Below are 14,312 nucleotides of genomic sequence, written 5' to 3' on the forward strand. Positions count from 1 at the left end.
GTTACTGCCTCTGCCTCTCTTAACGCCACGCTCTCCTTCTCGCCCTCCGCCTTCAAGCCTGTTGATTCAATCTCCGTCATGTATCCTCATCTCCTCACAGTCAAAGCTCTAGGCCCAGCGCCTGAGCCTTCATCTTCCTGGCCTTCTCGAGCGCCCTCTCCCGCGTGATCTTATTGCAGCTCCCCAGGTATACCGTCCTGATCTTCGAGCCCTCCCTCCAGGATGCTATCCATCTGCAGTACGTCTTATTGCCCTTCCGGAGGGCAACCTGCCGCACGCTCAGGTCCTCGAGCCGAGCCCGCTTCTCCAGGAGCTCCGCCCTCGCTCGGTACTCCGCCGCGGTCTGAAGTCTCAGGTTCGCTGCCGGTTGCATCTTATCGATCTTCTGCAGGATCGCCGCCTCCCTCTCGAACCTCTCAGCCTCGGCTTTTAGCTGCCTCGCCCTGCGCCTGGATGGGGTCAAGTGCACCAGACCACGCTCCAGTCATTGGGTAGTACCACATTCAATATAAAGACATCGTATCGTGTGGTACTACTACACGATGGATAGCTGTGCTCAGTAGCGAAAAATCATATGTGATGTAGCATATTACTGTACAGTGAGTCCCATGAATGGCAAAAACCTCTTTCAGACCTTGATGGTGCTTGTATTATTAGCTGTAGCATCAGCTAATTTAGGGTCGACTGCAGCTACCACAATATCAAATGGCAAAGAAGTCGTCTTCGCAGATGACCGGCTGGAGGATGCAATAAGATCTGCAATCAATAAACCCACTGGCCCCATATATATCGAGGACCTGAATGATATAACCATCCTCCATGCGAATCTGTCAGAAATCAGAGATCTTACTGGATTGGAGTATTGCCGTAACCTGCAAGAGCTGGACCTGGGGAACAACCAGATCGTAGACGTATCGCCGTTGTCAGCTCTGACCAACCTGCAAACGCTGGAACTGGTGAACAACCGGATCACAGACGTATCGCCGTTGTCAGCTCTGACCAACCTGCAAACGCTGGGCCTGGGGGGCAACCAGATCACAGACGTATCGCCACTTGCAGCTCTGACCAACCTGCAAGATCTGAACCTAAGGGGCAACCAGATCACAGACGTATCGCCACTGGCAGGTCTGAAATGCAAACTCCATATTTGAATGGTTTCTCCCATGAGAGGATGGTGACTGGCGTACATATCAAAACAACCATCCTCTCCCTTACTGCCTTGCTGATTCTGCGCATGATGTGCCCCTACCCCCAGAATCGCCACCACCGCTTCTTACGTACCTCCTCCTCACCAGGTTTCAAAGACAGCTGTGATATGCTCTGAGTGAGCTGGCTTACGTGTGATCTTAAGAACGCGATTTCATCGTCTTTTAATTTGACGGTCTCGATAATTTTCTCATACTCTGTTTTGCACCGCGCGAGATCTTCTTTGCACCGCACATAATCATCATTTATCGCGTTCATCGACTCCCGTAAATTGGTGAGCTGCACCTTCAGTTGATCATTCTCGGTGCTTAACTGTTCTGTCTTGCGCCGTAACTGCACCGTTTCTCTCCACGCCTCCTCTCGTTCGGTGCGGGCATGCTCCAGTTCGCGGTGCAGACTTTCGAGATCTTCACCGCCCTTTTGTAAAAAGGTCTCCAACGCTTTACTTACTAATTGTGATCTGCTGATACCCATTTCTCGCGCGTATTTATCTATCTGCTCCAATTCTGCCTCATCAATCGACGCATAAATTCTAGGCATGGTGCACACCAGGATCAGAAAGTTGCTTTTGCAGTACTGTTGCGGTGCAAAATGATTACACTTTCGGTGCATTTGAGTTACAGTATAGGTGCAGTATAGCACCATGATACTGCCGGCATAAATTTGAACCCAGCGGAGGCCATCTAAGTAGACACGAAAAACATGGTAAACCTCATAAGATTGTGGTTGGAGAGATGCGACCAGAGCGTATAAATGGAATCTAGGAGATGAAGTGATAAGATGCAGCCTGGCGTCATTGTCCGTTTCCGAGATCGAGACTGGGTCCTTCTTCCCAGCAGCGCTTCAGAGATCATCAGACTGCGACCCCTTACCGGGGTCACTGATGAGGTTGTGTATGTCCACAAGACGCTGTCTGAAATAATGCAGGAATATCTGCCGGAAGAAGGCATCCGTCTCTCCCAGTTTCCCATGCCATCACCCGAGGACGTTTCTGACGCAGCCAGCGCGCATCTGCTTTGGCAGGCAGCTCGTCTAACGCTGCGTGACGGAGCTGCACCGCTCCGATCCCTGGGCAGGATCTCGATTCGCCCGCGGATATACCAGCTTGTGCCACTTCTCATGGCATTGCGGCTCGACCCTGTGCGGCTCTTCATAGCCGACGATGTGGGTGTTGGCAAGACCGTCGAGGCGCTGCTGGTCGCCAGAGAGCTCATCGACAGGGGCGAGGTGGAGCGCATGGCGGTGCTCTCACCACCTTACCTCTGCGATCAGTGGGCTAAGGAGCTGCGTGAGAAGTTCAACCTGGACGCTGTGGTCATACGATCCAGCACAATCGCCAGCCTCGAGCGACAGAAGCCTCCTGACAGGAGCATTTACGAGCACTACCCGATCCAGGTCATCAGCATCGACTGGGTGAAGAGCGATCGCAACAGGCACCAGTTCCTCCAGTTCTGTCCCGAGCTCGTGATAGTTGACGAGGTCCACGGTGCTGCAGATACGGGCGAGAGCAACAAGAGCCAGCAGCAGCGTCATAGGTTGCTGAAGGATATCGCAAAAGACGAAACCCGGCATTTTATCATGCTGACCGCAACCCCGCACAGTGGTATTGAGACCGCGTTCCGATCGCTTCTGGGGCTGCTGCGGCCTGAGTTCGGAGAGTGGGATGTCAGCTCACTGGACGAGCGGCAGCGAACCGAGCTGGCGCGACACTTCGTGCAGCGCACACGTAGGGATATAGAGCACGACTGGGAGGGCGAACACTGCTTCCCGCAGCGTCAGAGCCTCGACGAGACCTACACGCTCTCGCCTGCATACAGAGATCTCTTCTGGAAGACATACAATTTCTGCTACGAGATCATACGCACCGGCGAGGGGCTGGAGGAGCGCAAGCGTCGTGTGCGGTACTGGGCGGCTCTGGCCCTCCTGCGTTGCGTGATGTCCAGCCCGGCTGCAGCTGTTGCAGCTCTGACGAACCGTGTGCGTGAAGTGAGCAGCTCTGATGAGGCTGAGGAGGAAGCTGATGATGAGCTCGAGTTCAGACCCATGATCTTCGAGCAGTCGGATGATGTCACAGATGACGAAACCCCCACACCTCCTGTGTGGAGGGCGGAGTCGAGCCTGCCGGACGGGGACAGACGCAGGCTGCGCCAGCTGGCGAAAGAGGCCGGGGCTATCTATGGGAAGCAGGATGACTCAAAGCTCATCCGGTGCATTGAGGTTGTAAGGGGGCTTATTGGAGACGGGTTCAACCCCATAATATGGTGCAGGTACGTCGCCACAGCTGAGTACGTGGCCGATAGTCTGCGTAACGTTCTGGGTGACAGGGTGCAGGTCACGGCCATCACCGGCCGGATAAGCGATGAGGAGCGCCGTGCGATGATCGATGCGATCAGTGTCGACCGTCCGCGGGTGCTGGTGGCCACAGACTGCCTCTCAGAGGGGATCAACCTGCAGGAGAAGTTCACCGCATGCCTGCACTACGATCTGCCCTGGAACCCCAACAGGCTCGAGCAGCGCGAGGGCCGGGTGGACCGGTACGGCCAGAAGGCAAGGGTGGTCAAGGCGGTCCGGTTCTACGGCCGGGACAACCCTGTTGACGGCGCCGTGATCAAGGTCCTTCTCGACAAGGCACGTGAGATCCACATGGCTCTGGGCACCTACGTCCCCGTCCCGCAGGAGAGCGAGAGCGTTATGGAGGCGGTGCTCAACTCGCTCTTCCTGCGTCACAGAGGACAGCAGCTGCAGATGAGGTTTGCTGAGGACGGGGGTCTCACCTCAGAGGCCGAGCTGATCAGCAGTTTCCACGATACCTGGGATCAGAGAGCAGAACGCGAGAGGATCAACCGCACCAGGTACGCGCAGAGGTCGCTGAAGCCAGATGAGGTCAGACGCGAGCTCGAGGTTACCGATGCTGTGCTCGGCGACCCGGATGCGGTCCGCGAGTTCGTCCTGAACGCAGCGCAGCGTGTCGGCATTGCTGTACGTGCTGACAAACGTGATCCTAGGGTCTTCTGCATCGACGTCTCCGATCCGGCTGTGATGCCTCTGCCGTATGCGGTGCGCCATGAGCTGCCTCAGATCCGTGATGGAGAGTGGCGGATAAGCTTTGTCTCGCCAGCCCCGGAGGGGGCTGAGTACGTTGGACGCAATCACCGTTTTGTCTCAACGCTCGCACGTTACCTCCTTGAGGATGCGCTCACCAGGGGCAAGGATGCTGTGGCGTCACGGTGCGGCGCCATACGCACCCGCGCTGTGGACATCATGACTGCACTGCTCCTCCTGCGGGTGAGATACCTGGTGGAGGTGCCTCAGCGCGAGCCGCTCATCTCTGAGGAGGTGCGGGTCATGGGATGGAGATACAGCCGCACCCCCCACGGTGCGGCTGAGGATGCCTGGCTCAGCGATGATCAAGCTCTTCACCTCCTCGCTGCAGCCAGGCCGGATGCGAACATCCCGGCCGGTGAAAAGCGCGAGCTTGTTCGAGCAGCCCTCGAGGAGATCGGGGACTGGAGCGCGTCGGATGGAGGATGGGGCGCTGGAAGCTGGGTTCAGAAGGCCATCCGGAGGAAGATCGATCTGAGGGCAAAGGAACTGGAAGAGAGCCACAAGCGTGTCAGGAAGGCGATCAGGCTGCGCGTGCGTGAGATGAAGGTCAAACCCCAGCTCCCACCAGACCTGCTTGGCATCCTGATACTGCAGCCGGTGGTAAGACCATGAGGGTGTTTCAAGCTGTACGTGTTGAGGGCGGGATGTTTGCGCCCGACATTTTCGATCAGATGCTTGCCGAGGACCTTCCAGGACAGAAGCCACGCGATTTCGGTCTGGACGGCCGACGCGGTCTTACCGATGAGATTGCAGCTGTCTTCGCCGATGCCACAGACATATGGCGGGTGTTCAAGCACCGGATCGAGAATCTCGAGGAGACCGATCCTGGGACGAGCGTCACCAGGGACGCCTGGGTCATTCCGTTCCTGGGGCTGATCGGCTACGAGCTTTACTACAACCGCAGGGCGCACACCATTGACGGGCTGACCTTCGCAATCTCGCACCGCGCGGGCGAGCATGATGACGCCCCTCCGGTGCATATCGTGGGAGTGAACCAGGATCTGGGACGGGTGGCGTCCAGCGGCCGGCCACGTCTCGCGCCACACACGCTCCTGCAGGAGTTCCTCAACCGCACGGATGCGCTCTGGGGGATCACCACCAACGGCAGGGTGCTGCGGCTGTTGCGTGACAGCACCTACATCCGGAGGCAGTGCTATGTCGAGTTCGATCTGGAGGCCATCTTCGAGCAGCGGCTCTTCCAGGATTTCGTAATACTTTACCGCCTGATCCACCGCACACGCTTCCCCAAGGCAGGTGCAGACGCGCACCATTGCCTCCTGGAGAGGTACTACCAGAATTCGGTGGAGCAGGGCGGCAGGGTGCGTGATAAGCTCCGTGACGGCGTGGAGGAGTGCATCAAACGCCTTGCCAATGGCTTTCTGGCGCATCCCAAGAACGATGATCTGAGGAAGCGCATCACGAATCGTGCGGACGACCGGCGCATCACACCCGAGGACCTCTACCGCCAGCTGCTCCGTCTTGTCTACCGGTTTCTGTTCCTGATGGTCTCAGAGGACCGTGGGTTAATCAGCAACAATCCGCTTTACCTGAATCACTACAGCATTACCCGTCTGCGCCGGCTGGTGGACGATCGCAGCGCCTACACAGGGCATCACGACCTTTGGATATCCTTCCGTCTCCTCTGGAGGTTGCTGTCGGAAGATTCGAGATTCCCTCAGATCGGCAACAGGCCGCCTGCAGAGCTGCTCGACCTGCCTGTGCTCGATGGCGATCTGTTTGATCCGATCTATCTGGATGAATGCCACATAACCAACAGGGACCTTCTGAGCGCCCTGTGGTACCTGATCAACTACCAGGATTCGCCCTCGAGCCCTCCCAGGAGGGTGAACTACGCTGCGCTGGACGTGGAGGAGCTGGGTTCTGTGTATGAGAGCCTGCTCGACTACCACCCCTGGATAAACACAAGCAGCACACCATCATTCGACCTCCACCCCGGCTCAGAGCGAAAATCAACCGGCTCATACTACACTCCCGCGGAGCTGGTTGGAGAGCTGGTCCGATCAGCACTTCAGCCGGCGGTCGAGGATCGGTTGAATCAACTGGTGAATCGACTGAAGGTTGATTCCACCAGGGAGGATCAGACCAGGGAGGGTCAGGAGAGAGCCCTGCTGTCGATCAGGGTCGTAGATCCAGCATGTGGCTCCGGCCACTTCCTGCTTGCAGCCGCGCGCCATCTCGGGAAGATGCTGGCACGCATCCGCACCGGAGCGGGGGAGCCTTCGCCTGAGGAGGTGCGCAGTGCCACCCGGGACGTCATCACACACTGCATCTACGGCGTGGACAAGAACCCCCTGGCAGTCGAGCTCTGCCGCGTTGCACTGTGGATCGAGGGTTACACGCCCGGGAAACCGCTCACGTTCCTCGATCACCGCATCCGCTGCGGCGACTCGCTGGTCGGTGTCATTGATCTTAACGTCCTGAAGAGTGGAATTCCGGACGAGGCGTTTGCACCCGTTTCCGGAGAGGATCGCAAGAGAGCCTCCGCGCTGAAGATACAGAACAAGAAAGAGCGCCTGAACAGACAGTTAACGGATTTCGATTTGAAGCCGGATATAGATCGCATTCTGGCTGAGTCGATAGCTCTGGCCAGGATCCAAGACGAATCGCCCCAGAATATAGAGGAGAAGAAGAAACGATACGAATCGCAGCAGAGAGCCGGGGGGCGTCTGCGTGCAGCATGCGATCTATGGGTTGCTGCATTCTTCCAGTGGTATGACCAATCCAAGCCAGGCGGGATCACAACAGCCGCGCTGCGCGGCTGCCTCAGGTCTGGCGACGCCTGCCCGGAGATGGAACTTGCACGCACGCTGGCCAGGAACAATCGCTTCTTCCACTGGCCTCTGGAGTTCCCAGAAGTCTTTGAGCAGGGTGGGTTCGATGTGGTGCTGGGAAATCCACCGTGGGAGCAAATCCAAATTGAGAAACAAGAGTTTTTTGCTAGTCGCTATCCTGAGATAGCTCAGGCCCCGAACGATGCCGCCCGCGAAAAACTCATAAAAGGGTTGGCCGCAACCAGGCCGGAACTCTGGCAGGAGTATCAGAACGCCATACACGACTCCGAGAGCACCAGACGGTTCCTGCGCGGCTCCGGCCAGTATCCACACACTGGCAGCGGGCGCATCAACACCTACTCGGTATTCGCAGAGCGCATGCGCAGACTGCTACGCGATGGCGGACGCGCTGGAATCATCGTTCCCACAGGAATATCCACCGACGACACCAACAAACACTTCTTCGCTGATTTGGTGGACACTGGCGAGCTGGTCAGCCTGTTCGATTTTGAGAACCGGGAGGGCGTCTTTCCGCATGTGCACCGCAGTTACAAGTTCAGCCTGCTGACGATTGGCCGTGGGACACAACACTCCCCTCCAGGCCGGGGGACACAACGCTCCTCTCCAGAGTTTGTATTCTTCGCCACCCGTGCAGAGCACCTGCGTGACCCGAATCGCCGCTTCAGACTCGCGCCATCTGACATCTCCCGCATCAACCCCAACACCAGGACGCTTCCAATCTTCCGGACGCGCCAGGATGCAGAGATCACACGCGCCATCTACGAGCGCGTGCCTGTGCTGGTAAATGAGAAGACAGAAGAGAACCCGTGGGGTGTCTCTTTCAAGCAGGGATTGTTCAATATGGCTTCTGACTCCCATCTCTTCTGCACGCGTGAGCTTCTGGAGGCGAAGGGGTTCGAGCTCCGGGGCAACCGGTTCGTGCGTGGAGATAAGGTATACCTCCCGCTGTATGAGGCGAAAATGATATGGCACTACGATCACCGCTACGGCACCTACGAAGGCGTTCAGGACCGATCCAGCACACATCTCCCCAGACCAGGGTGCGAAGAGCATGCAGACGATGCCTTCCTGGCACAGCCCTGGTACTGGGTGGCGGAAGAGGAGGTGCAGCATACGCTGGGCGAGTGGGAGCGAGGATGGCTGATGGGATGGCGAGATGTGGCACGCTCCACCGACGAGCGCACAGTCATCGCCTGCGTTGTGCCGCGGGTGGGGTGTGGTGATACCTTGCTTCTAATGTTTCCTGAGAAGGAGCACGTAACCTTAGGATGTCTTTTAGCCGACCAATGCTCAATCGTGCACGATTACTGCACTCGGCAAAAAATTAGTGGAACACATCTAAAATACCATGTTAAGAGACAGCTCCCTGTGCTCCCACCCGCTGCATATTCTGCTGAGGACCTGCGCTTTATCATTCCGCGCGTCCTGGAGCTCACCTACACATCCTGGGACATCAAGCCCTTTGCAGATGACGTCTGGAGGGACGCGGATGATGAGCTGCGTGCAGCCATTCGCCTCCAGTGGGATGAGAATGCGCAGGAGACAGGCGGGCACAGATGGGACCCGCCGGATTGGATCGATGCATATCAAGAGATCGAGACCGATCCTGCGAAGGGGATCCCCCTGCCTCCATTCAAATGGGATGAGGACAGACGCGCCCGGCTTAAGGCCGAGCTGGACGCATTCTACGCCCGCCTGTACGGTCTGACACGCAAACAGCTGCGGTACATACTGGATCCGGCAGACCTCACAGAAAGTGAGCTGGAGAACATACTCGACCCGTGGGAGGAGGTGGACGATCCGCTGGATCAGCAGGGCTATGAGGAACGTGCAGCATCAAGCAGCTTCCCTGGGGAGACATTCCGGGTGCTGAAGGAGAAGGAGATAAATGAGTATGGCGAATACCGCACACGCCGGCTTGTGCTGGAGGCTTGGGAGAGGCTGATGAAAAAGGAGGATGCATGACCGAGACGATATTTGATCTTCACAGTCAGATTCTGAAAGACTATCGGGATTTTGTGCATTCGTTCATACAGATCGCGGACGATCGTGCCCGAGAGTTCATCGAGCAGGCGCTGATGGAGGAGGAGCGCCTCTGGCCCGAGCCGCTGCTACAGCTCTCTCCTGCCTACAAACGTGTTGCAACCGTGGATGAGCTGGCTCAGCGGGGTCTGATCCATCCCGAGACCGCACGCATATTCAGGAACAAGGAAGGAAAGCCGTTACATCTCTACCAGCACCAGGTGGAGGCAATCGAACGGGCATCTCGAGGCGAGAGCTTCGTGGTGACCACCGGCACTGGCTCGGGAAAGAGCCTGTGCTACTTCATACCAGTAGTGGATGCCGTCGTCCGTGAGCCTGACCTCCAGCGACCCCTGGCGCTGATCATCTATCCCATGAACGCCCTGGCCAACTCACAGCTCGAGATGCTCAGAGAGCTGAAGGATAATTACGAGAAGCGTACCGGCCGCGAGTTTCCAGTCAGGTTCAAACGTTACACCGGCGAGACCCCTGAGGAGGAGCGCCAGTCGATCCGCCACGACCCCCCGCACATTCTGCTCACCAACTACATGATGGTCGAGCTGATGATGGTCCGGCCGGAGGATAAAGAGCTGTTTCGTGAGGTTGAATCGAAGCTATTCCTGGTGTTCGATGAGCTCCACACGTACCGAGGGCGCCAGGGGGCTGACGTCGCCATGCTCGTCCGCCGGATCAAGGCTCGCATGAACCGCAACCCTGTGATCCATATAGGCACCAGCGCAACCATGGTCGCGCACAGGAACGCCACCGCAGAAGAGCGTAGGATGGCTGTGTCCGATTTCGCATCGCGCTTCTTCGGGCACCGCATTGGCACGGAGAACGTGATCGAGGAGACTCTCGAACCTCTCACCGAGGGGGGTATGCCGTCTCAGACCGAGCTCAGCAGCAGCTTTGACGAGCCGCTGCCATCCGACCCGGAGCTCTTCCGGAGGCACCCGCTGGTGCGGTGGATGGAATACGCCCTGGGGGTCGAGCTGGAGGATGGAAATAGGCTGCGCCGACGTACGCCCCGGACGCTATCTGATGTGGCGCGTGAGCTGAAAGAGATCACGGGACGGGATGAAGATGCGTGCAGGGAGACGCTGCGTGAGATACTGCTCCATCCCGACAGCTCGAACAACGGGCGGTCGTTGTTCCCCTTCAAGCTTCATCAGTTCATCAGCCAGGGCAGGGCGGTATTCGCCACACTCGAGCCTCTGGATAAACGCAGGTTCAGCCTGGAATACAGACCCTCTAACGGTCGAATTCTCTGGGCACAACTTCGATTCTGCCGCATCTGCGGCCAGGACCACTACGAGGTTGTGAAGAAAGATGACCCGAATACAGGTGAACACTTCAGGCCGCTGCCGCCAGGCGGCGACGACCTGCTCGAGGAGGGCACACCAGGATACCTCACACCGATCTCACCCGAGATGCCTGAGGATATCGATGAGATTATCCCCTCAGAATGGTATGACAGCCGCACCGGGAAGATCAAGCCCACCTGGAGAAAACGTGTGCCCCGAAAGGTCTGGGTCTTCCCAGACGGCAGGTTCTTGCCCGATGGCGAGTACCGCGGGAACGAGACTGAGGGTGCCACCCCGATGTGGTGGCAGGAGGAGCGGTTCTGGATCTGTTTGAGATGTGGCGAGTACTACACCGCAAGGGCGGGGGAGTACTCCAAGCTTGCAACACTCTCAACAGAGGGGCGATCCACGGCCACAACCGCGCTGGCCACATCGATCCTGCTAAACGCTGCCAAGACCAACGCCATAAAGAAGAAGCTGCTGACCTTTACCGATAACCGCCAGGATGCTTCGCTCCAGGCGGCCCATTTCAACGATTTCGTCAAGTCGGCTGTGCTGCGAGCTGCGCTATACAAGGCGTTGAAGGGCAGAAAAGAGCTCCGCTTCGATACCGTCGCCAGCGAGGTCGTGAAACGCATCAGTCTGAATGTCTCGGATATAGCGCAGAACCCATCAGTGGATCCCAGTAGCTCGAGCGCAATGCGTGTCTGGAACGCGTTCGAGCAGCTTACAGAATACCGCATCTACGAGGACCTCCGTCGGGGCTGGCGGGTCATTCAACCGAACCTCGAAGACGTTGGGCTGCTCCAGATAGACTACGATGGGGTCTACGAGCTGGCCGAGCAGGATGAACGTTTCAAGGATATGCCAGTGCTTGCTGGTTATTCGCCCGAGATGCGCGCAAAGGTGCTCCGGACCGTGCTCGATTACTTCCGGAAGCAGCTTGCCATTGAGGCCCGCGTGCTCCATGAGGACCATCAGCAAAAGATCCGTAGTCAATCAAATCAGCATCTGAACGAGTTGTGGGGTCTCGATCCCGACAACCCCTCCATATATCCGGCTCCTGCACTCATGCGTCCCGGCGAGGCTGCGCGCCTCCCACGCGAGAGCTACTTCAAAATCACCGCGAGATCGCTCCTCGGACGTTACCTGCAGCGATCGCTCCAGCTCAACCCCGCGGACGTCGAGCGCCTGCTTGACATGCTTCTGAACGTGCTGGTAGGATGGGGGCTGCTGCGAGAGCACACTTATGAGGACCACCGTCTTTACCGTTTAGACGCTGGATGCATCATCTGGCGCCTCGGAGACGGGACCCCTCCGCAACCCGACCCGATCTGGGCGAGACGCACGACAGACCTGACTCCAGAGGTGAACCGCTTTTTCCAGCAGTTTTACATGGAGTCATCCTCTGATCTTGCCTCCCTGGAGGCGCGGGAGCACACCGCGCAGGTGGTGACTCCGGGCGAGCGCGAGAGGCGTGAGCGTAGGTTCCGAGGCATCGAGGATCCACCGCTGCCATACCTGGTCTGCTCGCCGACCATGGAGCTGGGGATCGATATCGCCGACCTGGACGCGGTCCACATGCGCAACATCCCCCCAACACCTGCCAACTACGCGCAGCGCAGCGGCAGGGCCGGGCGCCAGGGCCAGGCAGGGCTGATCATGGCTTACTGTGGTGCCTACAGCCCCCACGATCAGTACTTCTTCCGCAGCCGTGAGGAGATGGTGGCAGGCAGCGTGCAGGCCCCACGCATCGATCTAACCAACGAGGCCCTCATCCGGGCACACGTGCATGCAGAGTGGCTGGCCACAGTCAACCTGCCGCTGCATCAGTCTGTGGAGAACGTTATAAATATCGATCTGGAGACGCTGCCGATGCTCGATACGGTCGCAGCCCAGCTCCAGCTGAGCGATCATCTCCTGGGGACACTCAGATCCAGGATAGAGTCCATAATCGCCCACGATCGGGATGAGCTGAGCAGCTCCGGCTGGTTCACAGACGATTGGATAGATCGTGTTATAAATGAGGCCCCATCCGCCTTCGACCATGCCTTCGACCGGTGGCGTGAACTTTTCCGGGCTGCAAACAGCCAGCTAGACAGAGCGAATCAAATGATGAAGCAACGCGATAAAAAGATCCAGGAAAGAGCCAAACGACTGCAAGATGAGGCCCTTCGTCAGCGCAACCTGCTACTGCAGCAGGACGTGGCGCGCGAGGAGGGCGACTTCTACCCATACAGGTATCTTGCCAGCGAGGGGTTCCTGCCGGGCTACAACTTCCCAGCGCTACCCGTGCGGGCCTGGGTGCCGCGCCGTGGTCAGGGCGAGTTCATTGCGCGCCCGCGTTTCCTGGCGATCCGCGAGTTCGGCCCGGAGAACATAGTCTACCACGAGGGCTCAAAGTGGGAGGTGTATCGCTTCCAGTCGCCCCCGGGTGGCCTGGAGCAGCGCAGGATGCAGAAAAAGATCTGCAAAATGTGCTCAGCCTTTGCCGATATCGATGACGACATGTGCACCGTCTGCGAGACGCGTTTCGATGCGTCCAACTCCACAGTCGTATCGCTTCTTGAGATGCCCAACGTTGCCCTGCGCAGGCGCGAGAGGATCACGTGCAACGAGGAGGAACGCACGCGTAAGGGGTACAGGTTGCAGATGACCTATCGGTTCGCATCTAAGACCAGCAGTCAGAGGATCGTGGACGCTCAGGTGAAAAACATGCTTGATCTCCGGTACGCGCCATCCGCCACGATCATGATCGTGAACCACGGCTGGCGGGCACGCCGTGTAGAGGGTTTCCCTGTGGATATGGAGAGTGGTGAGCTGGTGTCTGATAGAGATCTGGAGAACAACCGCAATCTCACCACCCACCCCACCAAGATCGAGCGCGTGAAGCTCTGCGTCCAGGACACACAGAACCTCCTGCACATGCGCATTCAGGATCAATCGCTGCGATGGGATCTCGTATTCGAGACGAGCCTGATGTTCGCACTGGAGCGGGCGATCGAGCAATTATACCAGCTTGAGGAGTCGGAGCTGGTGGCAGAACAGGTTGGTGATGGGGATTGGTGTGCGCTTGTGTTCTACGAGGCTGCTGAGGGTGGTGCCGGCGTACTGCGCCAGCTGGTAAATGACCCGTATGCACTGGCAGAGGTTGCAAGAGAAGCGTTGCGAATCCTGCACTTCGACCCGGAGACTGGAGCTGATCTGGCCGAGGATGAACACCAGGCCTGTTACGAGTGCCTGCTCAGCTACTCGAACCAGCCAGTGGCGCACCTCCTCAACCGCTACAGTGTCCGTGACTTCCTCATGGAGATGACAAAACGTCAGACGGAGCTCAAGTACGGCCATCGCACTCGAAGGGAGCAGTACCTGTGGCTTCGCAGCCGTACTGACAGCAGGTCGGAGCTGGAGCGAAAACTGATCGACACTCTATATCAAGGCGGGTACCGTTTGCCTGACGATGCACAGAGAAACATACCGGAGCTGAAGTGCATTACGGACTTCTTCTACGAGCCGAACGTGTGTGTATTCTGCGACGGGTCGGTTCATGACAATCCGGATCAGCGCGCTTATGATGAGAAGCTGCGAAGCCAGCTTCTTGCCAGTGGCTACAGGGTAGTCGTCACACGCTACGATCAGGGTCTGAACGAGCAGATCCAAAGGTATCCCGATATCTTCGGAAAGAGGAGCGATGTCGTTTAAAGCTTGACACAATCCAACGGCTTTGTCGAGCTCGATCTCTCCTCGAACCACCATTTCTTGATATTATTTGCTGACCGCCATCCTGCACGTCACCACGACGCCCTCGAGATGTCCCTTGCAACATCGCTGTCAGTGAGCGCGAGGTACTTCTGAGTTGTTG

The 14,312-nt window shown here is 57.8% G+C and carries 6 protein-coding genes; 4 read left to right on the forward strand and 2 right to left on the reverse strand.

Going from position 1 to position 14,312, the window contains the following annotated elements:
• Window positions 1-100: 100 nt before the first annotated feature.
• Window positions 101-469, reverse strand: a complete 369-nt coding sequence (locus QHG98_09135; protein MDH7597880.1) for a hypothetical protein — start codon at window positions 467-469, stop codon at window positions 101-103.
• 139 nt (window positions 470-608) lie between these two features.
• On the opposite strand from QHG98_09135, the gene QHG98_09140 reads away from it, so the two are divergent.
• Window positions 609-1,151, forward strand: a complete 543-nt coding sequence (locus QHG98_09140; GenBank protein MDH7597881.1) for a leucine-rich repeat domain-containing protein — start codon at window positions 609-611, stop codon at window positions 1,149-1,151.
• A gap of 94 nt (window positions 1,152-1,245) precedes the next feature.
• On the opposite strand, the gene QHG98_09145 is transcribed toward QHG98_09140, so the two are convergent.
• Window positions 1,246-1,746, reverse strand: a complete 501-nt coding sequence (locus tag QHG98_09145; GenBank protein MDH7597882.1) for a ribbon-helix-helix protein, CopG family — start codon at window positions 1,744-1,746, stop codon at window positions 1,246-1,248.
• A gap of 579 nt (window positions 1,747-2,325) precedes the next feature.
• Between QHG98_09145 and QHG98_09150 the strand changes: the two genes are divergently transcribed.
• From QHG98_09150 to QHG98_09160, 3 genes are read left to right on the forward strand one after another with little or no spacing between them, the layout of a single operon-like run.
• Window positions 2,326-4,923 carry a helicase-related protein gene (locus QHG98_09150; GenBank protein ID MDH7597883.1) on the forward strand — a complete coding sequence of 866 codons (2,598 nt, stop codon included), beginning with the start codon at window positions 2,326-2,328 and terminating at the stop codon, window positions 4,921-4,923.
• Window positions 4,920-9,089: an N-6 DNA methylase gene (locus tag QHG98_09155; protein ID MDH7597884.1), complete on the forward strand. Its 4,170-nt coding sequence runs from the start codon at window positions 4,920-4,922 to the stop codon at window positions 9,087-9,089. The genes QHG98_09150 and QHG98_09155 overlap by 4 nt, the downstream gene beginning before the upstream one ends.
• The gene (locus QHG98_09160) at window positions 9,086-14,152 is read left to right on the forward strand and encodes a DEAD/DEAH box helicase (GenBank protein ID MDH7597885.1); all 5,067 of its coding nucleotides are present in this window, start codon (window positions 9,086-9,088) and stop codon (window positions 14,150-14,152) included. The genes QHG98_09155 and QHG98_09160 overlap by 4 nt, the downstream gene beginning before the upstream one ends.
• The last annotated feature ends 160 nt before the right edge of the window (window positions 14,153-14,312 follow it).

The organism is Methanothrix sp. (genome assembly GCA_029907715.1).
Classification (GTDB): Archaea; Halobacteriota; Methanosarcinia; order Methanotrichales; family Methanotrichaceae; genus Methanothrix_B.